This window comes from Kitasatospora sp. NPDC088391 (assembly GCF_044753345.1).
Classification (GTDB): domain Bacteria; phylum Actinomycetota; class Actinomycetes; order Streptomycetales; family Streptomycetaceae; genus Kitasatospora.
Map to the genome: position 1 here is coordinate 429,892 of NZ_JBIVNB010000006.1, position 26,279 is coordinate 456,170.

Here is a 26,279-nt window from a genome sequence, read left to right on the forward strand (position 1 = left end):
CACAGCGGCGGTATGACCCGTTCTCGGAGGTATCGTCGCAGCTCACAGCCCGGAAAGTGGCAAGCGGAGGTGCTCCGTCCGGGGGTCTTCACCGGCCCGGTTCCGCTCTGCGGAATCAAGTTTCGCCGGAGGCGAACACGTCGTCGAACTGGCGTGGGGGGCTACCGGCTGGTAATGCGCGTGGGGCCCGGCACCGTACGGTGCCGGGCCCCACGCGGGATCGGATCACTTGCCCGCGGCGGTGTCCTCCGCGAAGCGGACCAGGGTGCGCACCGCGCTCGCGGTGCCGCCCTTCGGGGTGTAGCCGGACGCGCCGCCCTCGTTGAACGCCGGGCCGGCGATGTCGATGTGCGCCCAGGCGGTGCCCTCGGCGACGAACTCCTGCAGGAACAGGCCGGCCACCAGGCCGCCGCCCATCCGCTCGCCCATGTTCGCCATGTCGGCGACGGTCGACTCGACCATGCCCTTGCGCAGGTCGGCCGGCAGCGGCATCGGCCAGGACTGCTCGCCCACCGCGCCCGCGGTCTCGTGCAGACGGGTGCGCAGCGCGTCGTCGTTGGCCATCACGCCGAAGGTGCGGTTGCCCAGCGCCAGCACCATCGCGCCGGTCAGGGTCGCCACGTCGACGATCACGTCCGGCTTCTCCTCGCCGGCCTTCACGATCGCGTCGGCCAGCACCAGGCGGCCCTCGGCGTCGGTGTTCAGCACCTCGACGGTCTTGCCGCCGTACATCCGCAGCACGTCGCCCGGACGGGTCGCCGAACCGGACGGCATGTTCTCCGCCAGCGCCATCCACGCCGTCACGTTGACCTGCAGGCCCAGCCGCTTGGCGGCGACCACGGCGGCGAACACGGCGGCCGCGCCGGCCATGTCGCACTTCATGGTCTCGTTGTGGCCGGCCGGCTTCAGCGAGATGCCGCCCGAGTCGTAGGTGATGCCCTTGCCGACGAAGGCCAGCGACGCCTTCGCCTTCGGGTGGGTGTAGGCCACCTTCACCAGCCGGGGCGGGTTCGCCGAGCCGACGCCGACGCCCAGGATGCCGCCGAAGCCGCCCTTGGCCAGCGCCTTCTCGTCCAGCACCTCGACCTTGAGGCCGTGCTCCTTGCCCGCCGCCTGCGCGATCGCCGCGAAGGACTTCGGGTTCAGGTCGTTCGGCGCGGTGTTGACCAGGTCACGGGCCCGGTTCATCTCCTCGCCGATCGCGGCGGCGCGCTCCACGGCGGCCTTGGCCTCCTTCGAGCCCTTGCGCTCGACCGCCACGACCAGCTCGGCGACCGGGGCCTTGCCCGCCTCGCCCTTGTAGGCGCCGAACACGTACGAGCCGAGCAGGCCGCCCAGCGCGACCGCCTCGGCCTCGTCGGCGGAGCCGGCCGGCAGCGCCAGCACGACCTTCTTCGACCCGGCCAGGGTGCGGGCGGCGACACCGGCGGCCTTCCGCAGCTCCTCGGCGCCGTACGGGCCGTCGACGGCCTCGCCCAGGCCGACGGCCAGCACCAGCGGCGCCTTCGCCCCGGCCGGCGCGGGAAGCTTGACCGCCTCACCCTCGGCACCGCTGGCGCCCAGGGTGGTGAGGACCTCGGCCAGCTTGCCCTCGAACGCCTCGACGACCGCCTCGGCACCGGACGCCACGACCAGGCCCTTCGGGCCCTTCGCCACGCCGATCACCAAGGCATCCGCGCGCAGGCTCACGGCGGAGGAGGTGCTCACAGACAGTGCAGTCACGACAAATGCGTCCTGTTCTTTCGCGGTCCACGGCCGGCGACGGCTCCGTTGCCGCCCGGCGAAACCCAGGCAGACTCCGCGGCGAAACGGGGCGCAGGGCCAGGGTGCTCACCGCATGGTAGTCCGCATGGTGGGATCGCGCCGCCCCGCCTGCCCGGGTGCACGAACCGCCGCGAAGCGTGACGGTGCGTGAGTTCGTGCACCGGAGGGACGCCGACGGCCGCTCACCCCAGCGCCACGGCCACCAGGGCCGCGGTCGCCGCCGTCTCCACCAGCGCGCCCAGCACGTCGCCGGTCACCCCGCCGAACCGCCGCACGCACCGGCGCAGCAGCAGCGCCGCCGCCGCCACCCCGACCAGCACCGCCGCCCCGCACTGCCAGCGGGCCGCGCCCGCTGCGCCCGCCGCCAGCACCGTCACCGCGACCGCCGCGGCCGGCGGCACCGTGGCCGCCACCATCGCGCCCAGCCCGCCGGGCCGGGCCGCCGGCACCGACCGCAGGCAGCCCCAGGCCAGCGCCGTCCGCCCGGCCACCGCCGCCACGCAGGCGGCCAGTGCCCCGCGCCCCGGCGAGACCGCGAACTGCCCGGCCAGCGCGGCGACCTGAGCCAGCATCAGCAGCAGCAGGGTCAGTACGCCGAACGGGCCGATGTCCGACTGCTTCATGATCCGCAGCGCGTCCTCGGCGGGCTTCCCGCTGCCCAGCCCGTCCGCGACGTCCGCCACCCCGTCCAGGTGCAGGCCACGGGTCAGCAGCGCGCCCGCGGCCACCGCGGCGACCGCCCCCAGCAGGGACCCGCCGCGCCAGGCGGCCAGCGCGCCGACCGCGCCCGCGACCGCCCCGACGACCAGCCCGACCACCGGCGCCAGCACCATCGCGGCCCCGCCCGCCGTCCGGTCCCAGCGGTCCACCCGGACCCGGAACACCGTCAACGTGCCGAAGGCGAACCGCAGTCCGTCCGGCACCACCTGCCGCGAGCCCACCTCAGTAGCGGCCCAGCAGCTCCGAGGCCGTCGGCAGCTTCGCCGGGGCGCGGGGCGGCAGCGGCTTGGCGCGGGGCACCGCGACCGGCTCGGCCAGGGTGTCGGTGGCGGCCTGCAGCAGCGGCAGCGCCAGCACCGCGGCGACGCCCTCACCCATGGTCACGCCGTTCTCCTGGAGCGGCGTCAGGGTCAGCCGGTCGTACGCCTTGGCCTGGGCCGGCTCGCCGGTGAGGGCGGCGGCCCGCCACCACTCCGGGGCGCGGAACGCGATCCGCTGCGCGACCAGCGCGCAGGCCGCCGAGACCACGCCGTCCAGCACCACCGGCAGCTTGCGGACCGCGGCCTGCAGCAGGAACCCGGTGATCGCGGCGAAGTCGGCGCCGCCCGTCGCGGCGAGCAGCGCGAGCTGGTCGCCGAGCACCGGGCGGGCCCGGCGCAGCGAGTCCCGGATCGCCGCGCACTTGACCATCCAGACCCGGTCGTCGACGCCGGAGCCGCGCCCGGTGACGGCGGCGGCGTCGGTGCCGCACAGCGCGCCGATCAGGACCGCGGCCACCGTGGTCGAGCCCACCCCGAGGTCGCCGAGCAGCACCAGGTCGGTCCCGGCGTCGGCCTCCTCGTCGGCGACGGCCATGCCGGCCCGGAAGGCCCGCGCGGCCTCCTCGGCACCCAGCGCGTCCTCGACGTCGATCCGGCCGGAGCCGCGCCGCACCCGGTGCCGGACGACCTCCTCCGGGAACTCGGCGGGGTCGGCGTCCACCGCGACGTCGACCACCCGGACGTCGGCGCCGTAGCGGCGGGCCAGCACGGCGACCGGGGCGGTGCCGTCCAGCACCGCGCGGACCCGGTCGGCGGTGCCGCCGCGGGCGTCGAGGGTGGAGACGCCGAGCGCGGCGATGCCGTGGTCGGCGGCGAACAGCAGCACCCGGGCCCCGGTCAGCGGACGGACCGGAGCCTCACCCTGCACGGACGCCAGCCAGGCCCCCAGCTCCTGGAGCCGGCCCAGGCCGCCGCGCGGCACGGCCAACTGCTGCCAGCGCTCCTCGGCGCCGCGCCGCGCACCCTCGTCGGGCCGTTCGACGAGCGAGGAGAAAGTGTCGAGATCCACGGTGGTGTCCATCGCTCGGCAATCTACACGGCCGCCGCTTTGATGGTCAGCACCTGTCCGGCGACCACCAGCAGCACCTGTTCGGAGGCGTCCGCGACGGCCATGTTGAGCCGTCCCAGGGTGTCCCGGAACCGCCGCCCGGCGGCGGTCGCGGGGACCACGCCCAGGCCGACCTCGTTGGAGACCGCGACCGCGGTCCGCCGGGTGCCCGCCCAGGCCGCGGCCAGCGCCGCGCAGCGGGCCTCCACCGCCTCCCGGCCGCCGTCCTCCCACACCCCGTCCGTCCAGGCCCGGTGCTCGTCCATCACCGCCGTCAGCCAGAGCGCCAGGCAGTCGACCAGCACCGGCGCCGGGTCGGCGGCGTCCGCCAGCACCTCCTCCAGCGCGCAGGTCTCGGCGGTCCGCCAGCCCGCCGGGCGGCGCTCCCGGTGCAGGCCGACCCGGTGCGCCCAGTCGGCGTCGCCGTCCCGGGCCCCGGAGGTGGCCACGTACAGCACGTCGTCGTGGGCGGCCAGCAGCCGCTCGGCGTGCGTGGACTTGCCGGAGCGGGCGCCGCCGAGCAGCAGGGTGCGGGGAAGAGGCATGCGATCATCCTGCCGGACGGGCATTGCCCGCCCGCCGGATGGGCACGCTTACCGGCACGACCACCGGCACGACCCACGGAGGAGCCCCGCATGGTGTGGACCTGGCGCTACGAGAAGAACGACGGCACCGCGGTGGCCCCGGCCGGCGGCGTCGAGGAGTTCCCCAGCCAGGGCGACGCCGAGTCCTGGATCGGCGAGGAGTGGAAGACCCTGCTGGAGGACGGCGTCGACCGGGTGGTGCTGGTCGAGGACGGCCGCGACGTCTACCCGATGAGCCTGCACGAGTCCTGACGGTCCGTCACCGGCGGGCGGACCGCCGCCCGCCCCCGCTCACTTCCGGGCGAACACGTGCAGCAGCGCGGCCACCCGCCGGTACGGGTCCTGCTTGCCGGCCCGCTCCTCGGCGTCCAGCAGCTGGCCGAGCTGTCGGCCGTCCACCGGGGCGGCCTCGTCCGGCATGGTGTCGGTGAACACCCGCACGCCGTACCAGTGCCGGACCGGGACGGAGAACCCGGCCAGGGTGTCGGACAGCTCGTCGAAGCGGTCGGCCCGGGCCGGCAGGCCGAGCCGGTTGGTGTACCGGGTCGAGTCGAAGGCCTCCTGGCAGGCCCGCCAGTCGCCGGTCAGCCCGGCCCGCATGGCCAGCGCGTCGCCGTTGCGGACCAGCAGCGAGAGCAGCCCGCCCGGGGCCAGGATGCGGGCCACCGAGGCCAGCATCGGGTCCGGGTCGGGCAGGTACATCAGGGTGCCGTGGCAGAGCACCAGGTCGAAGCTGCGCGGCCCGAACCAGCGCCCCACCTGGTGGCCGTCGCCGACCAGCAGCTGGACCCGGTCGCGGACCTCCGGCGGCTCGGCGGCCAGCGCCCGCTGGGCCTCGCCGAGGCTGTGCTGGTCCGGGTCGATCCCGGTGACGAAGTGCCCGGCCCGGGCCAGCCGCAGCGCCTGGACGCCCTCGGCGCAGCCCACGTCCAGCACCCGCAGGGCGGTGCCCCGGGTCAGCTGCTCGGCGAGCTGACGGGTCACCATCTCCTGGCGGACCAGGTTGTGCAGGCCGCCGTGCCGCTCCAGCCACTCGCCGGCCCCGCTGTGGTACGGCCCGCCGCGGGCCGGCAGCCGCCCGTGCCGACCGGTCGGCGGCCCGTGCTGCGCGGGGACCCCGGGCGCGCCGAAGGCCCCGACCGGCTGCTGCGCCGGCGGGGCCCAGTACGGCGGAACGGCCTCCGCGGTCAGGGCCGCTCGCCCCGCTTGACCATCGGCTTGGGCAGCCGCAGCCGGCGCATCTGCAGGGTGCGCATCAGGCCGTACATCACGGCACCGCGGGTGTCCTGGTCGGGGAAGCGCTCGGCGAGGCCCTTGCGCAGCACGAAGCCGATCCGGACGAAGTCCAGGATCACCACCACGAAGAACACCATGAACAGCAGCGTGGAGAGCAGCTGCAGGGTGTTCACCTTGGTGATGCTGAGCACCAGCACCACGACGGCGTACGGCAGGAAGAACTCGGCCGCGGCCCACCGGGAGTCGATGAAGTCGCGGACGTAGCGCCGCACCGGCCCCTTGTCGCGCGGCGGCAGGGCGCGCTCGTCGCCCTCCAGCAGCGCGGTGCGCTGCTTCTCCCGCTCGGCGCGGACCCGCTCGCGGGCCTGCTTGGCGGCCTCCTTGCGGTCCTTGGGGACGGTGACCCGGGTCTTCCGGTGGGCCTCGGCCTCACTGCGCTTGGGCGTGGGCCGGCCCTTCGGGGCCTGCGGGTCGCGGGGCTGCGGCGCGTCCTCCTTGGTCATGGTGACGGTGGAGGCGGCGGCGGATTCATCAGAGCGGCGTCGGAACACCCCTCCAGCGTACGGGTTGACCGGCGGCATTCCGCCGTGACCTCGGCCGCGAACCGATATCGATCGTGAGGACGATGCCGGGGACCGCCCTGTTGTAGCAGGCTTGTTGCAGGTCGGTGCACTGCGCCGGAGACCCCGGCGCGCATACACTCGACCTGTCACGAGACGCAGACCCAGGCCCGAAGAAGGGGGCTATCGAGGCCCATGAGCGACGGAATCATGAAGCGTATGGGGCTGATCTTCCGCTCCAAGGCGAACAAGGCCTTGGACCGGGCGGAGGACCCGCGCGAAACGCTCGACTACTCCTACCAGAAGCAGCTGGAACTGCTGCAGAAGGTGCGCAGGGGCGTCGCCGACGTGGCCACCTCCCGCAAGCGCCTGGAGCTCCAGCTGACCCAGCTCCAGCAGCAGTCCTCCAAGTACGAGGACCAGGGCCGCAAGGCGCTGTCGCTCGGCCGCGAGGACCTGGCCCGCGAGGCGCTCAGCCGCAAGGCCAACCTGCAGTCCCAGATCACCGACCTGGAGACGCAGTACCAGGCCCTGCAGGCCGAGGAGGAGAAGCTCACGCTCGCCTCCCAGCGGCTCCAGGCCAAGGTGGACGCCTTCCGCACCAAGAAGGAGACCATCAAGGCCACCTACACCGCCGCCCAGGCGCAGACCCGGATCGCCGAGTCCTTCTCCGGCATCTCCGAGGAGATGGGCGACGTCGGCCTGGCGATCCAGCGCGCGGAGGACAAGACCGCGCAGATGCAGGCCCGCGCGGGCGCGATCGACGAACTGCTCGCCTCCGGCGCGCTCGACGACGCCAGCGGCCTCGGCCGCAAGGACGACATCGAGGCCGAGCTGGAGCGGGTGGCCGGCGGCAGCGACGTCGAGCTGGAGCTGGCCCGGATGAAGGCCGAGCTGACGGGCGGCACCCCCGCCTCCCAGCCGCAGGCCATCGAGCAGGGGAAGAACGACACCCCGCCGCCCACCATCAACTACCAGAAGTAGTCCCGGGAGCAGGGGAGAAGCACCAGCATGATCATGCGGGTCTTGGGTGAGGGGCAGTTCGAGGTCGCCGAGAGCGACCTGAACCGGCTGAACCAGCTGGACGACGAGCTGCTCCAGGCCGTCGAGGCGGGCGACGAGGCGGCCTTCCGGGCCGCGCTCGGGAGCCTGCTCGCGGCGGTCCGTGAGGTCGGCACGCCGCTGCCGCCGGAGTCCTTGGAGCCCTCGGACCTGATCCTGCCGGACGCCGAGGCGTCCCTGGACCAGGTGCGCGAGCTGCTGCGGGACGAGGGCGACGGCCTGATCCCCGGCATCCCCGAGTAGTTCGGGCGCGGTACGTGACGAAGGGCGGGCACCCCACGGGGTGCCCGCCCTTCAGCGTCCTCGGCGTCGCCGCCGGAGCGGCGAATCGTTACGGCAGGGCCAGCATCCGGTCCAGCGCCGCCTTGGCGTACTTCTCGGTCTCCGCGTCCACCGTGATCACGTTCGGCACCCGGCCCTCGACCAGCGACTCCAGCGCCCAGACCAGGTGCGGCAGGTCGATCCGGTTCATGGTCGAGCAGAAGCACACCGTGCGGTCGAGGAAGACGACCTCCTTGTCCGGGTGCGCCCCGGCCAGCCGGCGGACCAGGTTCAGCTCGGTGCCGATCGCCCACTTCGAGCCGGGCTCGGCGGCGTCCAGCGCCTTGATGATGTACTCGGTCGAGCCCACCATGTCGGCGGCGGTGACCACCTCGTGCTTGCACTCCGGGTGCACCAGCACGGTCACGCCCGGGATGCGCTCGCGGACCTCGTCCACCGACTGCACGCTGAACCGGCCGTGCACCGAGCAGTGCCCGCGCCACAGGATCATCTTCGCGTCGCGCAGCTGCTCGGCGGTCAGGCCGCCGTTCGGCTTGTGCGGGTTGTAGAGCACGCACTCGTCGAGGGAGATGCCCATCTCCAGCACCGCGGTGTTGCGCCCCAGGTGCTGGTCCGGCAGGAACAGCACCTTCTCGCCCTGCTCGAAGGCCCACTCCAGGGCCCGCTTGGCGTTGGAGGAGGTGCAGATGGTGCCGCCGTGCCGACCGGTGAACGCCTTGATGTCGGCCGAGGAGTTCATGTACGACACCGGCACGGTGGCGTCCGCGATCCCGGCGTCGGTCAGCACGTCCCAGCACTCGGCGACCTGCTCGGCGGTGGCCATGTCGGCCATCGAGCAGCCGGCGGCCAGGTCCGGCAGGACGACCCGCTGGCGCTCGGAGGTGAGGATGTCCGCGGACTCGGCCATGAAGTGCACGCCGCAGAACACGATGTACTCGGCCTCGGGGCGGGCCGCGGCGTCCCGGGCCAGCTTGAAGGAGTCGCCGGTGACGTCGGCGAACTCGATGACCTCGTCGCGCTGGTAGTGGTGGCCCAGGACGAAGACCCGGTCGCCGAGCTTCTCCTTGGCCGCGCGGGCGCGGGCCACCAGGTCGGGGTCGGAGGCGGCGGGCAGGTCGCCGGGGCACTCCACGCCGCGCTCGCTGTTGGGGTCGGCCTCGCGGCCGAGCAGCAGCAGGGCGAGCGGCGAGGGGGCGGGGTCGGTGCCGTAGGGCTCGGTGGTGGTGGTCACGGGCGGGTGCCCTCCTGGTGCGGCCGGATCGTTCCCTACCAGCCTTCTCGTCTATCTGACGCTATCTATGATAACCCGTTGTCGTCAGCCTGACGATGGCCGTTCTGTCGATGTGACGAGAACCGCTCACCGGGATGGACGCTTCCGACGCGAGGACCCGCCGTGCCGTCCGGTTGGCTGGGGCCCATGAAGGCAATCGTGATCAACCGCTACGGCGGCCCCGACGTGATCGAGTACGCCGAGGTCCCCGACCCCGTGGTCGGCCCCGACACGGTACTGGTCCGGACCCGGGCCGTCGGCGTCAGCCCCGTCGACCGGAAGATCCGCGAGGGGCTCCTGGACGGCGTCGTGGACACCCACTTCCCGCTGATCATGGGCTTCGACCTGGCCGGCACGGTCCGGGCCGTCGGCCCCGCCGTCACCGAGTACGCCCCCGGCGACGAGGTGATCGGCTACGTCCGCAAGGACGTCCTCCAGCACGGCACCTACGCCGAACTCGTCGCCGCCCCCGTCCGCACCCTGGCCCGCAGGCCCGCCGCCCTCGACTGGGCCCAGGCCGGCGGCCTCCCGCTCGCCGGGCTCACCTCCCGGCAGGCCCTGGTCGGGGCGCTCGGGCTGCGCCGCGGCGAGACCGTGCTGATCCACGCCGCGGCCGGCGGCGTCGGCTCGATCGCCGTCCAGGTCGCCACCGCCCTCGGCGCCCGGGTCATCGGCACCGCCGGCGAGCACAACCACACCTTCCTGCGCGGCCTCGGCGTCGAACCCGTCCCGTACGGCCCCGGCCTGGCCGACCGGGTCCGCGCGCTGGCCCCCGACGGCGTCGACGCCGCCCTCGACCTGATCGGCGGCGACGCCGTCGAGGTCTCCCTCGGCCTGCTCAAGGACCCCACCCGGATCGCCTCCGCGGTCGACCCGGCCGTCACCGCCCGCGGCGGCCGCTACGTCTTCACCCGCCCCGACCCCGAGGACCTCGCCGCCGTCGCCCGGCTCGCCGACGAGGGCCTGCTCACCGTCCCCGTCGCCTCCACCTTCCCGCTCGCCCAGGCCGCCTCCGCCCAGGCCCTGAACGCCGAGGGCCGCACCCGGGGCAAGATCGTCCTGCTGGTGGACTGACCGGACTCCCGCCGTCCGCGAGAATGGGCCCCGCAGAGTCGTTTCTCCCACGGCTCGCCACCCTCACCCGCACCACCCGTGGAGCCCCGCCGCATGAGTACCCACCGGCCGCCCGGGCTCGGGTCGGCCCTCGACGACACCGACCGCCTGCTGCTCGAACACCTCGGCCGCGACGGCCGCGCCTCCTACGCCGAGATCGGACTGCTCACCAACCTCTCCGCCACCGCCGTCCGCCGCCGGATCGACCGGCTGCGGGCGCGCGGCGTGGTCCGCGGCTTCACCGTCGTCCTCGACCCCGGCCTGCTCGGCTGGCACACCGAGGCCTTCGTCGAGGTCTACTGCCGCCCCCGCACCTCGCCCGAGGAGTTGCTCGCCTCGCTCCGCCAGTTCCCCGAGGTCGCCGCCGCCTGGACCGTCACCGGCGACCCCGACGCCCTCGTCCACCTGCGCGCCACCGACACCCGCCACCTGGAAGCCGTCATCGAACGCATCCGCAAGGAACCCGGCGTCCAGCGCAGCCGCTCCTCCGTCGTCCTCTCCCAGCTCATCTGACGCAGGAAAGCTGCGCCGCCCCACCCGAACACGCAGGAAACCGGTCCCGGACGGCCCCGTTCCGACGCGCGCCCGCCCACCCCCGCTGCCTACGCTGATCACGACCCCCGCACCGCCGCCCGCAGCGAAGAGGACCACCGTGTACGCAGCCCCCGACCGCATGCACAAGCCGGACAACGACCTGGTCGACCTGGTCTTCGAGTACATGCGCGAACGGCTGCAGTACGACCCCGTCCCGCTCGACCACCCCGGCGACGGCACCCACCTCCGCGAGGCGCTCTCCGGCCTGCTGAACGACCACGGCAACAACCCCGCCGACGTCCTCAAGCTCTACGACCACGAGCTGTCCCGCGCCGTCATCTCCGCCGACAGCCCGCGCTACCTCTCCTTCATCCCCTGCGCCCCCACCAAGGCCGCCCTGCTCTTCGACATGGTGGTCTCCTGCGCCTCCCTGCAGGGCATCTCCTGGTTGGAGGCGGCCGGCGCGATCGCCGCCGAGAACCAGGTCCTGCGCCTGATAGCGGACCGGGCCGGCCTCCCCGCGAGCGCCGGCGGCACCTTCGTCTCCGGCGGCTCGGCCGGCAACCTCTCCGCGCTGGTCGTCGCCCGCGACACCGCCCGCCGCCGCTTGGGCGTCGGGCCGGAGGCCCGGCTGCGGATCGCCGTCGCCGACCAGGTGCACTCCTCGGTCAAGAACACCTTCAACATCATCGGCGTCGAGCCCTTCCTGGTCCCCGCCGTCGACCGCCGCCTCACCGGCCCCGCGCTGCGCGCCGCGCTCGCCGCCGACCCGGACCCCGGGACGGTGATCGCCGTCGTCGGCACCGCCGGTACCACCAACGAGGGAATCGTCGACGACCTGGCCGGCATCGCCGAGGTCGCCCGCGAGCACGACCTCTGGTTCCACGTCGACGGCGCGTACGGCGGCGCCGGACTCTTCGCCCCCTCCGTCCGCGAGCGCTACAACGGCATCGAGCACGCCGACAGCTTCGTCGTCGACCCGCACAAGTGGCTCTTCGCGCCCTTCGACTGCGCCGCGCTCCTCTACCGCGAGCCGCGCCTCGCCCGCGCCGTGCACACCCAGGACGCCTCCTACCTCGACGTCCTGCACACCGAGGGCGACGAGTGGAACCCCACCGACTACGCCTACCACCTCACCCGCCGCGCCCGCGGCCTCCCGCTCTGGTTCTCGCTCGCCGTCCACGGCGTCCAGGCCTACACCGACGCCATCGAGGCCGGCCTCCGCCTGGCCCGGGACACCGCGCAGCTGATCCGCGACACCGAGCACCTCGAACTCCTCCACGACCCGCAGCTCTCCGCCGTCTGCTTCCGCCGCAAGGGCTGGACCCACGACGACTACTACCGCTGGTCCCGCCGCCTCCTCGCCGACCAGATCGGCTTCGTCACCCCCACCGGCTGGGACGGCGAGACCGTCGCCCGCTTCGCCTTCCTGCACCCCGGCACCACGATGGAGATGGTCGAGGAGATCCTTGCCACGATGAGCTGAGCAGAGGGAAGCAGGGGCCCGGGGAACGGCGGTGCCGAGGGGCGATGCGCCGAGCACAGTGGGGCGCTACGGGGCGTCGGCCGAAGACCTCAGGCCCGAAACGGGGTGGCGCCCCGCAGCCCGCTGGTCACCAGCCTCTCGGCACCGCCGTTCCGGGCCCCTGGAGCTTCGCTCCCCGGGCCCGGAAAACCGTTACAGGTAGCCGCCGTTCGGGATGTACGGGGTCGGGGGCCGCATGCCGCGGAGGGCCAGGTAGCCGCGGTTGGTGACGGAGAGGCCCAGGTCGAGGCCGACGTCCAGGGCCCATTCCTGTTCGGCGGTCAGGAACGAGACCGTGGCCTCCCGGCCCGCCGGGACCCGGGCCAGGGCCTCGCGCAGCAGGCGGGCGGCGATCCGCTTCGAGGTCGCGGCCAGCAGCTGCACCGTCCCGCCCTCGCGGTAGCAGTAGCCGGTGCCGGCCAGGGTGTCGGCGATCAGCAGTTCCTCGAAGTGGGCCAGCATGAACGGGTGGTCGGGGCCGTGCGCCGCGCCGCGCAGGCGGCGGTCGACCGAGTCGAGCAGGTGCAGGTGCGTCGCGTTGCCGGGGTGCACCGGGATGTCGCCCGGGTCGAGCAGCCGGTCCCGGTCGACCGGGCCGGCCAGCCGCATCGCGGGGTGCAGCGTGAACCCGGCCGCCCGGTAGCGGCGGGCCGCGGCCGGCGACGGGGAGGCGCAGAGCATCCCGCGCAGGCAGCCCCGCCCGTACGCGGTGGCCCGCTCCAGCAGCAGCCGGCCCACCCCCTGCCCCTGCGCCGCGGGCAGCACGACGAACAGCGGGAGCACCCAGACGCCCTCCCGGCGCAGCGACAGCGCCACCCCGACCGGCTCGCCGTCCCGCTCGGCGATCCAGCACCCGTCCGGGTCGGTCGCCGCGAGGTGCCGGGCCCGGGCCAGCGCCCGCACCCGGTGGGCCTCGTCGCCGGGCCGGTCGGGGTCGTCCTGCGGTCGGCCGTCCAGGTCGCGGAACGCGGCCCGGGAGATCCGGTGGACGGCCTCGGCGTCGGCGGCGGTGTTCCTGAGCTGGCGAATGATCACCGTCACATCCTGCTGCGCCCCGGCCGCGGGCGGTAGCGGTTTGCCGAAGTGGGCGGTGACCACCGCGGCGCGGTGTGCGAGCATGGGGTGCGTGGGGGAGTGGGCGACGAAAAATGTCCCCCGAACGCACCACCTCCCGGAAATGAATCCGGGGGGCCGCCGGTTGGCACTGGCGGATCACAGTCGTCACCGACCGGGAGTAAGCATGACCGTCCAGGACGAGAAGACCACCGTCGAGAGTGGCATCCTCCTCACCGACGCCGCCGCGGGGAAGGTCAAGGGCCTGCTGGAGCAGGAAGGCCGCGACGACCTCGCGCTGCGCGTCGCCGTGCAGCCGGGCGGTTGCTCGGGCCTGCGCTACCAGCTGTTCTTCGACGAGCGTTCGCTGGACGGCGACGTCGTCAAGGACTTCAACGGTGTCAAGGTCGTCACCGACCGGATGAGCGCCCCGTACCTGGGCGGCGCCACCGTCGACTTCGTGGACACCATCGAGAAGCAGGGCTTCACCATCGACAACCCGAACGCCACGGGCTCCTGCGCCTGCGGCGACTCGTTCAGCTAATCCCTGAACACGCACGGCGAGGGCGGTTCCCCGGAGACGGGGAACCGCCCTCGCGGCGTTCGGCGGCGGGTCAGCGCGGGTCGCCGCCCGTGACGCCGTTCTGCGGGGGGACCTGCTGCTCGGTCGCGGTGTCGACCACCGCGCCGCCGGTCGTCATCGGCTTGGACAGCTTGACGGTGGCCTCCTGCTCCTTCATCACCATCGGGCAGGCCTTGCCGGGCTCGGCGGTCTGGGTGACCACCACCCGGAGCCGGACCAGCGGCGGGTTGTCCTCCTCGACCTTCACGCCGTACCGGTCGCACACCCCGGCGACGAAGAACACCGTCAGCTGGGTGGGGCTGTCCTGCCGGTAGCCGGTCGCCGGGATCTTGACCGCGGTCGGCGGGCGCTCGCCGACCGCGATCCCGGGCGTGGTCGGCCCGGTCGTGGTCGGCGCGGCCGAGGGTGCGGTGCCGGTGCCCGCGGTCGGGCTCGACGCGGCCGGGGCGGTCGGCGCGGAGGCGGACGGCGAGGCCGCGGCGGACGGGCTGCCGCTCGCGCTTGCGGAGGCCGAGGTGGTGGACGGGCCGGAACCGCCGCACGCGGTCAGCAGGCCCGCCGCGAGGGCCGCGGCGGCGAGTCCGGTGGCGGCCCGGCGGACGGTGGTGGCCTTGGCGGAGACGGCTGCGGTGCTGTCGTCCATGATTCGCGTTCCTCCCGAGGGTCCTGCGGTGCCGCCGGTAACGGCGCCGCGCGGATTTGACGTGCCCGGGAGGAAACCGGTTCCCGCGCCCCGGGCTACTCGCCGAACTCCGGCATCCCCGCGACCACCCGGCGGGCCGCCGGCGGCACCCGCACGCCCAGCACGACCGGGGCGGCGACCGCCCGGTGCGGGCCCGCCGCCGGCCAGAACCGGCCCAACCGGCGCGAGGAGTCCAGGAGTTCGGCCAGCGACTCGACCTCCGCGAACCTGTTCGACGCTCGCCCGGGGGAGTGCTCGATCACCATGCGGTACCAGCTCCGATCGCCGCGCCGCGGCCGCTCCGCCGCGGACTGACAAAGGGGCCGTGCACCGGCCCCCGTGTCTGCGACCCTAGGCCGACCGCGGCCCCCGCGACACCCCTACCAATCGGTAGTACCGGTTCGGACGGGTACCGTAGGCGGGTTGTTGCCCCCGCTCCGGCCCAGGCCGGGCCGCCCGAGGAGACCCCCGTGCGCATCGCCGTCGCCGGCTCGATCGCCACCGACCACCTGATGACCTTCCCCGGACGCTTCTCCGACCAGCTGGTGCCCGAGCAGCTGCACACGGTCTCGCTGTCCTTCCTGGTCGACACCCTGGACATCCGCCGCGGCGGCGTCGGCCCGAACATCGCCTTCGGCATGGGCGTCCTCGGCCTGCGGCCGGTCCTGGTCGGCGCGGCCGGCGCGGACTTCGCCGAGTACCGCAGCTGGCTGGAGCGCCACGGCGTCGACACCCACTCCGTGCACATCTCCGAGACCCGGCACACCGCCCGGTTCATGTGCACCACCGACGAGGACCACAACCAGATCGCGTCCTTCTACACCGGCGCGATGGCCGAGGCCCGCAGCATCGAGCTCCAGCCGATCGCCGACCGGGTCGGCGGCCTCGACCTGGTGCTGATCGGCGCGGACGACCCGGCGGCGATGGTCCGGCACACCCAGGAGTGCCGGACCCGCGGCTACGCCTTCGCCGCCGACCCCTCCCAGCAGCTGGCCCGCCTCGACGGCGAGGACATCCGGGAGATCGTGGACGGCGCGGCCTACCTCTTCACCAACGAGTACGAGGCCGCGCTGATCGAGTCGAAGACCGGCTGGTCGGCGGAGGAGATCCTCGGCCGGGTCGGCACCCGGATCACCACCCTCGGCCCCAAGGGCGTCCGCATCCAGCGCGCGGGCGAGCCCGACATCCTGGTCGGCTGCCCCGCCGAGGAGCGCAAGGCCGACCCCACCGGCGTCGGCGACGGCTTCCGCGCGGGCTTCCTGGCCGGCCTCTCCTGGAACCTCGGCCTGGAGCGCGCCGCCCAGATCGGCTGCATGCTCGCCACCCTGGTCATCGAGACCGTGGGCACCCAGGAGTACGAGCTCCGCAGCGGACACTTCGTCCAGCGCTTCGAGGCCGCGTACGGCGCCGAGGCGGCGAACGAACTCCGCGCCAACCTGTAGGCACACGCTCGGGTCTTCCGAGCCCGCTGGGAGCGAAGCTCCGTCCTGGGTCCGGGGAGCGAAGCTCCAGGGGCCCGGGGAACGGCGGTGCCGAGAGGCGGGCGTCCGACAGGCCGCTGGGCGCTACCCCGTTTCGGGTCGAAGGTCCTTGGCCGACGCCCCGGGGCGCCCAGATGGGTTCCGGCGTTCAGCCTCTCGGCCCCGCCGTTCCCCGGGCCCCTGATTGTTCCCGTACCGCCTGCCAAAAGTTCTCCGGTCCCTGATTGCTAGGCGTTGCGCTGCACCAGGTAGGCCGTGCCCCGGTCGGCGCCGTAGGCGGTGGCCGGGGCCTCGCCCGTGTAGGTGTGGCCGCACATCCCGCACCAGGCGGGGATGTCGTGGCGGGCCGCCTCGTCGTCGGAGAGGACGGCGAGGCGGCCGCCGGGGGCGACCTCGCCGATGTGCTTGGCGAGTTCGATGACGGGGATCGGGCAGCGCTTGCCCAGGGTGTCCAGGACCAGCGTCCCGGCGGTGGCGTCCGCGGCGGCGGGCGGGAGGTCGAGGCCGAGCGGGGCGCGGATGCCGGCGACCGCGCGGGGGAGGACGTCGAGGAAGGCGTCGACCTCGGCGGCGGTGGTGCCGGCGGGGAGGGAGACCCGCACGTTGCCCTCGGTGAGGACGCCCATCGCGGCCAGCACGTGACTGGGCGTCAGGGTGCTGGAGGTGCAGGAGGAGCCGGAGCTGACCGCGAAGCCGGCCCGGTCGAGGGCGGTGAGCAGGACCTCGCCGTCGACGTACAGGCAGGAGAAGGTCACCAGGTGGGGGAGCCGTTCCTCGGGGTGGCCGACCACCTCGACGGCGGGGACGAGCTGCGGGACCCGACGGCGGATCAGGTCGACCAGGGCGCGCAGCCGCGCGTTCTCGGCCTCGGCCCCGTCCCGGACGGCGCGCAGCGCGGCCGCCGCGGCGACGATCGCGGGCAGGTTGGCGAACCCGGGCACCCGGCCGCCCTCCCGCTCGTCGGCGGGCAGCGGCGAGGAGTACCGGACGCCCTTGCGGACGACGAGCACGCCGACGCCGGCCGGGCCGCCCCACTTGTGGGCGCTCGCGGTGAGCAGGGACCAGCCCGCGGGGACGGGCAGCCGCCCGGCGCTCTGCGCGGCGTCGACCAGCAGCGGGACGTCGCCGAGCAGCGCGGCGGTGTCGGCGACCGGCTGCAGGGTGCCGACCTCGTGGTTGGCGGACTGCAGGACGGCGAGCGCGGTGTCGGGGCGGACCGCGGCGGCGAACTCCCCGGCGGAGACCCGGCCGTGACGGTCGACCGGGACGGCGGTGGCGGTGCCGCCGTCGGCCTCCCAGCGCTCGGCGGTGTGCAGGACGGCGGAGTGCTCGACGGCGGAGTGCAGCAGGTGGGCGCCGTGCCGGCGGCGGCCGCGCAGCGCGCCGAGGACGCCCAACTGGACGGCCTGGGTGCCGGAAGAGGTGAAGGAGACCTCGTCGGGGCGGGCCCCGAGCACCTCGGCGACGGTCTCCCGGGCGGCGTCCAGCAGCATCCGGGCCTGCCGGCCGGAGCGGTACAGGCGGGCCGGGTCGGCCCAGCCCTCGTCGAGGGCGGCGAGCAGCGCCTGCCGGGCGACGGGGTGCAGCGGAGCGGTGGAGGCGGCGTCGAAATAGGGCACGGGGCCACCGTAGACGACGCCGGACGACGCCCCTTACGGGGTGATTCCTCCCGGCCCGCGGGGCGGCCGACGGTCCGTCACCCGCGTGTCGCAGTACGGTCGCCCGTTCGGTCGTGGGAGGCTCGAATGTCCGCCATGACCTGCGACTCCGTCCGTCCCGTTCGGGGGCTTCACTCCACGGGGGCTGATCGGGTAGCCGGGCGGCGCGTTAGCGGGGGCTGCCCGTGAGTGCCGCATAAGGATGGAGTAGCGTTTGGCCCGCATAAGCATTCAAACCGTGCCCGTGACCGGGCCGCCGAGGGGACCTGGTGACAGGCTCCTCCCGGTGGCGCGTTCGCGGGCGAGACTTCGGGAAGGCGCTACGTGAGTCCCAACGGCTCCGACCGCTCGCCGCGGCGCACGATGCGGCGGAAGCTGCCTCAGGCGCTGGCACTGGGCCTCGTCATCGCGACCGCCACCGGCTGCTCGGCCAACGACCTGCCCAGGCTTGGCCTCCCCAGTCCCGTCACCAAGGAAGGCCCGCTGGTCCTTCACATGTGGCAGGGCTCGTGGATCGCGGCTCTGATTGTTGGCGCACTGATGTGGGGTCTGATCCTCTGGAGCGTGTTCTTCCACCGGCGCAGCCGCACCAAGGTGGAGATCCCCGCTCAGACCCGGTACAACGTGCCCATCGAGGCGCTGTACACCGCGGTCCCCCTCGTCATCGTCTCGGTGCTCTTCTACTTCGTCGCTCGCGACGAGGCCACCCTGACGAAGGTCGACGCCAAGCCCCAGCACACCATCAACGTGGTGGGCTTCCAGTGGAGTTGGGCGTTCAACTACGAGAACTCCGAGATCCCGGACCCGGCGAGCACCACCGCCGCGTACGAGGTCGGCAGCACCAAGGAGCCTCCGACGCTCTACCTGCCGATCAACGAGACCGTGAAGTTCCGGCTGACCTCCAACGACGTCATCCACGACTTCTGGCCCGTCAACTTCATGATGAAGATGGACGTGGTCCCCGGTGTGGTCAACGAGTTCCAGGTCACCCCGACCGCGCTCGGCACCTACCGCGGCAAGTGCGCCGAGCTCTGCGGCGTCGACCACTCGCGGATGCTGTTCAACGTCAAGGTCGTCTCGGCCGACGAGTACGCGCAGCACCTGAAGGACCTTCGCGACAAGGGCCAGGCCGGCGCGGTTCCCGCAGGCATCCTCCCCACGGGAAGTAGTGAAGAGAAGTGACCATCCTCAACGAGCCCGCCGCGGCCGGTGGGGGAGCCGGGGCCGTCACCTCGGGGACTCCGCGGGTGCGCAAGCCGGGCAACGCGATCATCAAGTGGCTCACCACCACCGACCACAAGACGATCGGCACGATGTACCTGGCGACCTCGTTCGCCTTCTTCCTGATCGGCGGCGTCCTCGCCCTGGTCATGCGTGCCGAGCTGGCCCGCCCGGGCACCCAGATCCTGTCGAACGAGCAGTTCAACCAGGCGTTCACCATGCATGGCACGATCATGCTGCTGATGTTCGCCACCCCGCTGTTCGCCGGCTTCGCGAACTGGATCATGCCGCTCCAGATCGGCGCGCCCGACGTCGCGTTCCCGCGCCTGAACATGTTCGCCTACTGGCTGTACCTGTTCGGCTCGATCATCGCGGTGGCGGGCTTCCTGACCCCGCAGGGCGCGGCCGACTTCGGCTGGTTCGCCTACTCGCCGCTGTCGGACGCGGTCCGCTCGCCGGGCATCGGCGCCGACATGTGGATCATGGGTCTGGCCTTCTCCGGCTTCGGCACGATCCTCGGCGCGGTCAACTTCATCACCACGATCATCTGCATGCGCGCCCCCGGCATGACGATGTTCCGGATGTCGATCTTCGTCTGGAACGTCCTGCTGACCGCCGTGCTGGTCCTGCTGGCCTTCCCGGTCCTCGCGGCCGCGCTGTTCGCCCTGGAGGCGGACCGGAAGTTCGGGGCGCACGTCTTCGACCCGACGAACGGCGGCGCGCTGCTCTGGCAGCACCTGTTCTGGTTCTTCGGCCACCCCGAGGTCTACATCATCGCGCTGCCGTTCTTCGGCATCGTCTCCGAGATCATCCCGGTGTTCAGCCGCAAGCCGATGTTCGGCTACTCCGGCCTGATCGCCGCGACCATCGCCATCGCCGGCCTCTCGGTGACGGTGTGGGCGCACCACATGTACGTGACCGGCCAGGTCCTGCTGCCGTTCTTCTCGTTCATGACCTTCCTGATCGCGGTCCCGACCGGTGTGAAGTTCTTCAACTGGGTCGGCACCATGTGGAAGGGCTCGCTGAGCTTCGAGACCCCGATGCTCTGGACGATCGGCTTCCTGGTCACCTTCCTGTTCGGCGGTCTGACCGGCGTCCTGCTGGCCTCCCCGCCGATCGACTTCCACGTCTCGGACTCGTACTTCGTCGTCGCGCACTTCCACTACGTGGTCTTCGGCACCGTCGTCTTCGCGATGTTCGCCGGCTTCCACTTCTGGTGGCCGAAGATGACCGGCAAGATGCTGGACGAGCGCCTCGGCAAGATCACCTTCTGGACGCTGTTCATCGGCTTCCACGGCACCTTCCTGGTGCAGCACTGGCTGGGCGCCGAGGGCATGCCGCGTCGTTACGCGGACTACCTGGCCTCGGACGGCTTCACCACGCTGAACACCATCTCGACGATCAGCTCCTTCCTGCTCGGCCTGTCGATCCTGCCGTTCCTCTACAACGTCTGGAAGACGGCCAAGTACGGCGAGAAGGTCGAGGTCGACGACCCGTGGGGCTACGGCCGTTCGCTGGAGTGGGCGACCTCCTGCCCGCCGCCGCGGCACAACTTCACCACCCTGCCGCGGATCCGCTCCGAATCCCCGGCGTTCGACCTGCACCACCCGGAGATCGCGGCCCTCGACTACCTCGAGAACCACGGCGAGCCGGCGAAGCACTTCGACGGTGTGACCCCCGCGCAGTACGACCGTCCGTCGCTGGGCAAGGGAAAGAACGAGGGTGACGCCCGATGAAGGAACAGGGCAAGATTTTCGCGGGCTTCGCCCTCTTCATCCTGGCGATCGCCATCACCTACATGGTGTGGACCGGTAAGTCGGACCACGGCCTGGAGGCCGCCGGCACCACCGCACTGTTCCTGGCCTTCGGCCTGTGCGCCTTCATCGGCTTCTACCTGGCGTTCACCGCCAAGCGGGTGGACACCGGCGCGGGCGACAACCCCGAGGCCGAGGTCGCGGACGACGCCGGCGAGGTGGGCTTCTTCGCCCCGCACAGCTGGCAGCCGCTCTCGCTGGCCATCGGTGGCGCGCTCGCCTTCCTGGGCGTCATCTTCGGCTGGTGGCTGCTGTTCTGGTCGATCCCGATCATCCTGATCGGCCTGTTCGGCTGGGTCTTCGAGTTCTACCGCGGCGAGAACCAGAACCAGTAGGTTCCGGAACCCCCTCGGTCGCACAGCGGGCCGGGCACCCCCACGGGGGCGCCCGGCCCGTCGGCGTTCCCGGGCTTTTCCCCCGACCGGGTTACCCGGCATGCCGGGCGGGTGACGCCTTCCTACGCTCTGAGGCAGGTTCATACCCCTGGGAGGTTCCGTTGAAGGGCTCTCGGATAGTCGGCAGCACCCGGACCGCGCTGGCCGCCGTGCTGGTCCTGGCACCGGCGGCGGCCTGCTCCGCCGGGCACTCGTCGCAACAGCAGGAGACGAACCGTCAGGTCGACGTGGCCCCCCTGGTCCACACCTCGGCCACCGGGGCGGGCGCCGACCCCGCGAAGGCGTTCAGCATCACCACGGACGGCGCCGCGAAGCTCGGCACCGTCACCGTCACCGGCCCCGACGGGCAGCCGGTCGCCGGGCAGCTCGCCGCCGACCGGCAGCACTGGCAGACCACCGACCCGCTCCGGGCCGGCGCGGCCTACACCGTCAAGGTCGCGGCCGAGGACGGCAAGGGCGGCCACGGCGAGAGCGACTCCGCCTTCAGCACCGCCGCCGCACAGCACGTGGTCACCGCCGAACTCGGCCCCGACAGCTCGGGCAGCGGGGTCTACGGCGTCGGCCAGCCGCTCACCGTCGAACTCTCCGAGCCGGTCGCCGACCCGGCCGCCCGGCAGCAGGTCGAACGCGGACTGACCGTCACCTCGCAGCCCGCCGTCACCGGCGCCTGGTACTGGGTGGACGACCGGAACCTGCACTTCCGGCCGCAGGAGTACTGGCCCGCCAACACCACCGTCAAGCTCGCCTACGACCTGCCGGGCGTCCGGATATCCGACGGCGTCTACGGCGGCGAGCAGCGGACGCTGGCGCTGCGCACCGGCGACCGGGTCGAGGCGCTGATCGACGCGGGCACCCACCAGCTGACGTACCAGCGCAACGGGCAGGTGGTGCGGACCATCCCGGTCACCACCGGCAAGCCCGGCTTCGACACCCGCAACGGCACCAAGGTGGTGCTCGGGCAGGAGTCCGACGTCCGGATGAGCGGCGAGACCATCGGCATCCCGCAGGGCAGCAGCGAGTCCTACGACCTGGACGTCAAGTGGGCCACCCGGGTCACCTGGAGCGGCGAGTACGTGCACGCGGCACCGTGGTCGACCTGGGCGCAGGGCAAGGAGAACGTGAGCCACGGCTGCACCGGGATGAGCACCGACGACGCGAAGTGGTTCTTCGACAACACCCGGGTCGGGGACGTGGTGCGGGTGGTGAACAGCCAGGGCCACGGGATGGAGCCGTTCGGCAACGGCTACGGCGACTGGAACCTGGGCTTCGACGACTACGTGAAGCACAGCGCCCTGGGGAAGCCGGTGACGACGGCGGCCGCGCCGACGGCCGCGAGCACGACGCCGCCGCCGAGCGTGAACCGGTGACGCGCCGCCGGGTCCGCCCGGGGAGCGGGATGCTCCCCGGGCGGACCCGGTCGTTGGCCCGGGAGGCGGGGTCAGGCCGGGCGGCGGGCCAGCAGCCGGTAGGTCGTGGCGGCGGTGAGCATCCCGGCCGGGAGGGAGAGGTCGATGCCGCCGAGGGCGGCGGCGAGCGGGCCGGTGAAGAGGTCGGTGGCGAGGCAGAGGGTGCCGGCCGCGGTGCCGAGCAGGAGGGCGAGGGCACCGGCGCGGTTGACGCCGTGCCAGTACCAGTGCGGGGAGGCGGGGGTCTCGTCGGTGAGGGCGGGGCCGTCGTAGCGGTTGCGGCGGAGCAGGATGTCGGTGGCGTAGACGGCCATCACCGGGCCGGTGAGGGCGACCATCAGCTCCAGGACGGTGTTGACGGTGTCGAGGAAGTTGGAGACCAGCAGCGCGTAGAGGGTGAGCGCGATGCCGAGGGCGCCGTCCAGGGCGACGCTGCGGGAGCGGCGCACGCGCAGGCCGACGGCCTGCAGGGCGAGGCCGGAGGAGTAGGCGGTCATCGCGTTGTTGGCGACGGCGCTGAGCACGACGGCGAGCAGGAAGAGCGGGCGGACCCAGCCGGGGAGGACGGCGCTCAGGGCGGACTGCGGGTCGGTCATGTCCAGGGTGGTGGCGGCGAGGGTGCCCAGGGCGGTGAACAGGACGCTGGGGACGAAGGCGCCGACCGCCGTCCAGCCGGCCACCGCGCGCGGGGAGGTGGTGCGGGGCAGGTAGCGGGAGAAGTCGGCGCTGGTGGAGTAGGAGAGCGGCGCGGAGGCGATCAGCGCGGTGCCGCCGGCCAGCGCGGCCAGCAGGGCGGTGCCGTGCAGGGGTTCGGCGGGGCGGTAGTGCCAGTCGGTGTGCCCGGCCAGCAGGTAGCCGGTGAGGAGCAGGAAGACCGCGGTGAGGGCCAGCGTGAAGGGCCCGTAGAGGCGGACGATGGTGGCGTGGCCGTAGACCGAGATGGCCAGGGTGGCGGCGGCGACCAGGACGATGATCAGCACCTTGAGCGGGGTGCCGGGGGTGATCCCGGCCCGTTCGGCCAGCGCGAAGGCGGCGAGCGAGGCGGCGGCCCAGTTCAGGGCGAGGTAGCAGACCGACACCAGCCAGCCGGTGACGGCGATGTTCACCCGGTTGCCGCGGACGCCGAACATGGCGCGCATGACGACCTCGCTGGGCGCGCCGGCGGCCGGGCCGCTGACGGCGAGCAGGCCGACCAGGGCCCAGAGCAGGTTGCCGGCCACCACGACGGCGAGCGACTGCCACAGGTCGAGGCCGATCAGGACCAGGGTGCCGCCGACCACCAGGTTGAGGTAGCTGACGTTGGGGGCGGCCCAGACGGCGAAGAGGTCGCGGGCCCGGCCGTGCCGTTCGGAGTCGGGGATGTGGTCGATGCCGTGGGCCTCGATCCGGCCGGGCCGGTCGGCGGGGTGCGGGGGCGCGGGGAGCTCCGTGCGGGGGTCTGGAATCGTGGATTCCATGGAGTCCTCCGAGGTTTCGAGTACGGGTGCCGGCGCGGTCGGCGGTGCGGGAGCGGCCGATCCGGAAGGCGGCTTGTCTATTGGTCGCACATCCAATAGCGTGCGGGGCATGTCGTCAAGCGTCCAGCCGAAACGGGTCCGCAAGAACCCCGAGGCCAGGCGGGCGGAGATCGTGGCCACCGCGGCCGCGATCGCCCTCGCCGAGGGCCTGGAGTGCATCACCATGCGCCGGGTCGCCGAGGCACTGGACGTCCGTCCCGGCCTGATCAGCCATTACTTCCCGGTCGCCGAGGAGCTGGTGGCCGAAGCCTTCGGCACCGCGGCCGGCGGCGAACTGGCCGAGCTGCTGCCGGAGTCCGAGGCCGGACTGCCCGCCGTGCGGCGGCTGGCCCGCTTCCTCGGACGCACCGAGGGCCCGCGCTACGACGAGCTCAGCCGGCTGTGGCTGAACGCCCGTCACCTCAGCCGGTTCCGGCCCGCCCTGCGGGAACGGGTCGGCCAGCAGGAGGAACGCTGGCGGGACGGGCTGACGGCGCTGCTGAGCGACGGCGTCGCGGCGGGGGAGTTCCGCACCCCCGACCCGCAGATCGCCGCGATCCGGCTGCTGGTCGTCCTGGACGGCCTCGGCGTGCACGCCAACACCGACCGCACCGGCCACCCGCCCGCGGTCACCGCGATGGTGCACGCCCTCGCCGAGAGCGACCTCGGCCTCCCGCCCGGGACGCTGAGCACCCCGCACTGACCGCACCACCGCAGAGGAGCTTCCCCGTGCACCCCGACCTCGTCCTGACCAACGCCCGGCTGCTCGACCCCGGCACCGGGACCTTCCTGCCGTTCGACGCGCTCGCCGTGGCCGACGGCCGGATCGCCCGGCTCGGCACCGGCCGCGAGCTCGCCGCCGGCGCCGCCGAACTGGTCGACCTCGACGGGGCGGTGGTCGTCCCCGGGCTGACCGACGGCCACCTGCACCCCGTCTCGGGCGCCGAGCGCACCGCCGGGGTCGACCTGTCCGGCTGCGCCGACCTCGACGAGGTCCGGGCCGCGCTGGCGGCCGCGGCCCGGGAGCTGGCGGCCGGGCAGTGGCTGCGCGGCTGGGGCCTGGACCCGAACGCCTTCGGCGGCCTGCCGGTCTCGGCCGACAGCGTCGGGGCGGTGCTGGACGGCGTCCCCGCCGCGATCGACCTGTTCGACGCGCACTCGATGCTGGCCAGCCGGCGGGCCCTGGAACTCGCCGGGATCGACGGGCCGCGCCGCTTCGAGCAGGGCTCCGCCGAGGTGGTCTGCGACGCCGACGGGCGGCCCACCGGCCTGCTGCTGGAGGACGCCGCCTGCGAACTCGTCGACGCGGTCGCGCCCCGGCCCGACTTCGAGGAGCTGTGCCGGGCCACCGCCGAGGTGCTGCGCCGGATGGCCGCCGCCGGGCTCACCGGCGGCCACGCGATGGACGCCAACGGGCAGAGCCTGGCGGTGTACGCCGCGCTGGAGGAGCGCGGGCAGCTGCCGCTGCGGCTGCGGATCGCGCCCTGGGTGCAGCCCGGCGTCGGCCCGGAGGAGCTGGCCGCGCTGATCCGCCGTCAGGGCGAGGGCGGCCGGCACTGGCGGATCGCCGGGGCGAAGCTGTTCATGGACGGCACCATCGACAACGGCACGGCCTGGCTGGAGCGGCCCGACTGCCACGGCGAGTCGACCGGCGCGTTCTGGCCCGACCCGGCCGAGTACACCCGGGTGGTCGGCGAACTGCACCGGGCCGGGGTGCCGACCGCCACCCACGCGATCGGGGACGCCGCGGTGCGGCACGTGCTGGACGCCGTGGAGCGGGCCGTCGCCGCGCACGGCGCGGGCGGGGTCCGGCACCGGGTCGAGCACGTCGAGACCGTCCCGGACGACACCGTGGCGCGGTTCGCCGCGCTCGGGGTGACGGCCTCGATGCAGCCGACGCACTGCACCGAGTACACCCGGGCCGACCACACCGACAACTGGTCCCGGCGGCTCGGCGAGGAGCGGGCCGGCCGGGCGTTCCGCTGCCGCGACCTGGCCGAGGCCGGGGCCCGGGTCGTGCTCGGCTCGGACTGGCCGATCGCGCCCTTCGCCCCGCTCGGCGTGATGGCCGGGGCCCGGCACCGGCGTCCGGCCCGGCACCCCGAGCAGCCCCCGCACCTGCCCGGGCAGGCGCTCACCCCGCTGCAGGCGCTGGCCGGGTACACCCTGGCCCCGGCCTGGGCGGCGGGGGAGGAGGACCGGGCCGGTCGCCTGGCGGTCGGCCACCGCGCCGACCTGACCGTGCTGGCGGCGGACCCGCTCAGCACCCCCGACGCCGAACTCGCCGCGCTGCCCGTCCGGTTGACCGTCCGCGGCGGCGAGATCACGCACCGCGCGGGCTGACCCCGCGGCACCGGAAGCGGGGGGGGCCCCCCCCGGGGGGGGGGCGGGGGGGCCGGGGGGGCCCCCCCCGGGCGCCCCCCCCGCCCGGCCCCCCGGGGCCGCCGCCCCCGGCCGCGCCGGGCCCGCCGC

Annotated in this window: 25 protein-coding genes and 1 pseudogene; 14 read left to right on the forward strand and 12 right to left on the reverse strand. The window is 73.6% G+C overall.

The window, feature by feature from the left end; genetic code table 11:
- Nucleotides 1–225: 225 nt before the first annotated feature.
- The 4 genes and pseudogenes from ACIQBJ_RS21140 to cobU all read right to left on the reverse strand — a co-directional run.
- Nucleotides 226–1,722 carry a leucyl aminopeptidase gene (locus ACIQBJ_RS21140; RefSeq protein ID WP_400712465.1) on the reverse strand — a complete coding sequence of 499 codons (1,497 nt, stop codon included), beginning with the start codon at nucleotides 1,720–1,722 and terminating at the stop codon, nucleotides 226–228.
- Between the two features lie 224 nt (nucleotides 1,723–1,946).
- Nucleotides 1,947–2,705, reverse strand: coding sequence for an adenosylcobinamide-GDP ribazoletransferase (locus tag ACIQBJ_RS21145; protein ID WP_400712468.1), 759 nt, complete (start codon nucleotides 2,703–2,705; stop codon nucleotides 1,947–1,949).
- A gap of 1 nt (nucleotide 2,706) precedes the next feature.
- Entirely contained in the window at nucleotides 2,707–3,825 is a 1,119-nt protein-coding gene (locus ACIQBJ_RS21150; RefSeq protein WP_400712471.1) for a nicotinate-nucleotide--dimethylbenzimidazole phosphoribosyltransferase, read from the reverse strand.
- An 11-nt stretch (nucleotides 3,826–3,836) separates the two neighbouring features.
- A pseudogene (cobU, locus tag ACIQBJ_RS21155) lies at nucleotides 3,837–4,400 on the reverse strand (bifunctional adenosylcobinamide kinase/adenosylcobinamide-phosphate guanylyltransferase); the annotation flags it as partial.
- A gap of 87 nt (nucleotides 4,401–4,487) precedes the next feature.
- Between cobU and ACIQBJ_RS21160 the strand changes: the two are divergent.
- Complete coding sequence (locus tag ACIQBJ_RS21160; protein ID WP_400712474.1) at nucleotides 4,488–4,688, forward strand: hypothetical protein; 201 nt, start codon at nucleotides 4,488–4,490, stop codon at nucleotides 4,686–4,688.
- A 39-nt stretch (nucleotides 4,689–4,727) separates the two neighbouring features.
- Here the strand turns inward: ACIQBJ_RS21160 and ACIQBJ_RS21165 are convergent, their stop codons facing one another.
- On the reverse strand, nucleotides 4,728–5,423 hold the full coding sequence (locus tag ACIQBJ_RS21165) for a class I SAM-dependent methyltransferase (protein WP_400712477.1): 696 nt from the start codon (nucleotides 5,421–5,423) through the stop codon (nucleotides 4,728–4,730).
- Between the two features lie 200 nt (nucleotides 5,424–5,623).
- Nucleotides 5,624–6,223 carry a DUF3043 domain-containing protein gene (locus tag ACIQBJ_RS21170; RefSeq protein ID WP_400712480.1) on the reverse strand — a complete coding sequence of 200 codons (600 nt, stop codon included), beginning with the start codon at nucleotides 6,221–6,223 and terminating at the stop codon, nucleotides 5,624–5,626.
- A gap of 204 nt (nucleotides 6,224–6,427) precedes the next feature.
- On the opposite strand from ACIQBJ_RS21170, the gene ACIQBJ_RS21175 reads away from it, so the two are divergent.
- Together ACIQBJ_RS21175 and ACIQBJ_RS21180 are read left to right on the forward strand one after the other, a co-directional pair.
- Nucleotides 6,428–7,216, forward strand: coding sequence for a PspA/IM30 family protein (locus tag ACIQBJ_RS21175; RefSeq protein ID WP_084223439.1), 789 nt, complete (start codon nucleotides 6,428–6,430; stop codon nucleotides 7,214–7,216).
- Between the two features lie 27 nt (nucleotides 7,217–7,243).
- Nucleotides 7,244–7,537 carry a hypothetical protein gene (locus tag ACIQBJ_RS21180; protein WP_400712484.1) on the forward strand — a complete coding sequence of 98 codons (294 nt, stop codon included), beginning with the start codon at nucleotides 7,244–7,246 and terminating at the stop codon, nucleotides 7,535–7,537.
- An 88-nt stretch (nucleotides 7,538–7,625) separates the two neighbouring features.
- Here the strand turns inward: ACIQBJ_RS21180 and nadA are convergent, their stop codons facing one another.
- Nucleotides 7,626–8,807, reverse strand: a complete 1,182-nt coding sequence (nadA, locus tag ACIQBJ_RS21185) for a quinolinate synthase NadA (protein ID WP_400712487.1) — start codon at nucleotides 8,805–8,807, stop codon at nucleotides 7,626–7,628.
- A gap of 186 nt (nucleotides 8,808–8,993) precedes the next feature.
- On the opposite strand from nadA, the gene ACIQBJ_RS21190 reads away from it, so the two are divergent.
- The 3 genes from ACIQBJ_RS21190 to ACIQBJ_RS21200 all read left to right on the forward strand — a co-directional run bounded on the left by ACIQBJ_RS21190 (nucleotide 8,994) and on the right by ACIQBJ_RS21200 (nucleotide 11,979).
- Nucleotides 8,994–9,920, forward strand: a complete 927-nt coding sequence (locus ACIQBJ_RS21190; RefSeq protein ID WP_400712490.1) for an NADP-dependent oxidoreductase — start codon at nucleotides 8,994–8,996, stop codon at nucleotides 9,918–9,920.
- A gap of 93 nt (nucleotides 9,921–10,013) precedes the next feature.
- A complete protein-coding gene (locus ACIQBJ_RS21195; RefSeq protein WP_400712493.1) occupies nucleotides 10,014–10,472 on the forward strand; it encodes an Lrp/AsnC family transcriptional regulator in 459 nt (152 codons plus the stop codon).
- 139 nt (nucleotides 10,473–10,611) lie between these two features.
- Nucleotides 10,612–11,979, forward strand: a complete 1,368-nt coding sequence (locus ACIQBJ_RS21200) for a pyridoxal phosphate-dependent decarboxylase family protein (protein WP_400712496.1) — start codon at nucleotides 10,612–10,614, stop codon at nucleotides 11,977–11,979.
- Between the two features lie 192 nt (nucleotides 11,980–12,171).
- Here ACIQBJ_RS21200 and ACIQBJ_RS21205 read toward each other — a convergent pair whose 3' ends face one another.
- The gene (locus ACIQBJ_RS21205; RefSeq protein WP_400712567.1) at nucleotides 12,172–13,053 is read right to left on the reverse strand and encodes a GNAT family N-acetyltransferase; all 882 of its coding nucleotides are present in this window, start codon (nucleotides 13,051–13,053) and stop codon (nucleotides 12,172–12,174) included.
- Nucleotides 13,054–13,258: 205 nt separating this feature from the next.
- On the opposite strand from ACIQBJ_RS21205, the gene erpA reads away from it, so the two are divergent.
- Nucleotides 13,259–13,615, forward strand: coding sequence for an iron-sulfur cluster insertion protein ErpA (gene erpA, locus ACIQBJ_RS21210; RefSeq protein WP_400712499.1), 357 nt, complete (start codon nucleotides 13,259–13,261; stop codon nucleotides 13,613–13,615).
- Between the two features lie 70 nt (nucleotides 13,616–13,685).
- Here erpA and ACIQBJ_RS21215 read toward each other — a convergent pair whose 3' ends face one another.
- A complete protein-coding gene (locus tag ACIQBJ_RS21215; RefSeq protein WP_400712502.1) occupies nucleotides 13,686–14,297 on the reverse strand; it encodes a hypothetical protein in 612 nt (203 codons plus the stop codon).
- Nucleotides 14,298–14,392: 95 nt separating this feature from the next.
- A complete protein-coding gene (locus ACIQBJ_RS21220) occupies nucleotides 14,393–14,602 on the reverse strand; it encodes a hypothetical protein (protein ID WP_400712505.1) in 210 nt (69 codons plus the stop codon).
- Between the two features lie 204 nt (nucleotides 14,603–14,806).
- Here ACIQBJ_RS21220 and ACIQBJ_RS21225 point away from each other — a divergent pair, with 204 nt between their 5' ends.
- Nucleotides 14,807–15,778: a carbohydrate kinase family protein gene (locus ACIQBJ_RS21225; RefSeq protein WP_400712508.1), complete on the forward strand. Its 972-nt coding sequence runs from the start codon at nucleotides 14,807–14,809 to the stop codon at nucleotides 15,776–15,778.
- 266 nt (nucleotides 15,779–16,044) lie between these two features.
- Here ACIQBJ_RS21225 and ACIQBJ_RS21230 read toward each other — a convergent pair whose 3' ends face one another.
- Nucleotides 16,045–17,436 (reverse strand): cysteine desulfurase/sulfurtransferase TusA family protein, encoded by a 1,392-nt coding sequence (locus tag ACIQBJ_RS21230; RefSeq protein ID WP_400712511.1) that lies wholly within the window; start codon nucleotides 17,434–17,436, stop codon nucleotides 16,045–16,047.
- 363 nt (nucleotides 17,437–17,799) lie between these two features.
- Between ACIQBJ_RS21230 and coxB the strand changes: the two genes are divergently transcribed.
- The 4 genes from coxB to ACIQBJ_RS21250 all read left to right on the forward strand — a co-directional run bounded on the left by coxB (nucleotide 17,800) and on the right by ACIQBJ_RS21250 (nucleotide 22,272).
- Nucleotides 17,800–18,657 (forward strand): cytochrome c oxidase subunit II, encoded by an 858-nt coding sequence (coxB, locus tag ACIQBJ_RS21235; protein WP_400712514.1) that lies wholly within the window; start codon nucleotides 17,800–17,802, stop codon nucleotides 18,655–18,657.
- The gene (gene ctaD, locus ACIQBJ_RS21240) at nucleotides 18,654–20,432 is read left to right on the forward strand and encodes a cytochrome c oxidase subunit I (RefSeq protein ID WP_400712517.1); all 1,779 of its coding nucleotides are present in this window, start codon (nucleotides 18,654–18,656) and stop codon (nucleotides 20,430–20,432) included. The genes coxB and ctaD overlap by 4 nt, the downstream gene beginning before the upstream one ends.
- Nucleotides 20,429–20,845: a cytochrome c oxidase subunit 4 gene (locus ACIQBJ_RS21245; protein ID WP_400712520.1), complete on the forward strand. Its 417-nt coding sequence runs from the start codon at nucleotides 20,429–20,431 to the stop codon at nucleotides 20,843–20,845. The genes ctaD and ACIQBJ_RS21245 overlap by 4 nt, the downstream gene beginning before the upstream one ends.
- A gap of 161 nt (nucleotides 20,846–21,006) precedes the next feature.
- Nucleotides 21,007–22,272: an Ig-like domain-containing protein gene (locus tag ACIQBJ_RS21250; RefSeq protein WP_400712522.1), complete on the forward strand. Its 1,266-nt coding sequence runs from the start codon at nucleotides 21,007–21,009 to the stop codon at nucleotides 22,270–22,272.
- A gap of 71 nt (nucleotides 22,273–22,343) precedes the next feature.
- Here the strand turns inward: ACIQBJ_RS21250 and ACIQBJ_RS21255 are convergent, their stop codons facing one another.
- A complete protein-coding gene (locus ACIQBJ_RS21255) occupies nucleotides 22,344–23,768 on the reverse strand; it encodes a purine-cytosine permease family protein (RefSeq protein ID WP_400712525.1) in 1,425 nt (474 codons plus the stop codon).
- 109 nt (nucleotides 23,769–23,877) lie between these two features.
- Between ACIQBJ_RS21255 and ACIQBJ_RS21260 the strand changes: the two genes are divergently transcribed.
- Both ACIQBJ_RS21260 and ACIQBJ_RS21265 read left to right on the forward strand, forming a co-directional pair.
- Entirely contained in the window at nucleotides 23,878–24,510 is a 633-nt protein-coding gene (locus ACIQBJ_RS21260; protein ID WP_400712528.1) for a TetR/AcrR family transcriptional regulator, read from the forward strand.
- A gap of 26 nt (nucleotides 24,511–24,536) precedes the next feature.
- Nucleotides 24,537–26,150: an amidohydrolase gene (locus ACIQBJ_RS21265; protein ID WP_400712531.1), complete on the forward strand. Its 1,614-nt coding sequence runs from the start codon at nucleotides 24,537–24,539 to the stop codon at nucleotides 26,148–26,150.
- Nucleotides 26,151–26,279: the final 129 nt, after the last annotated feature.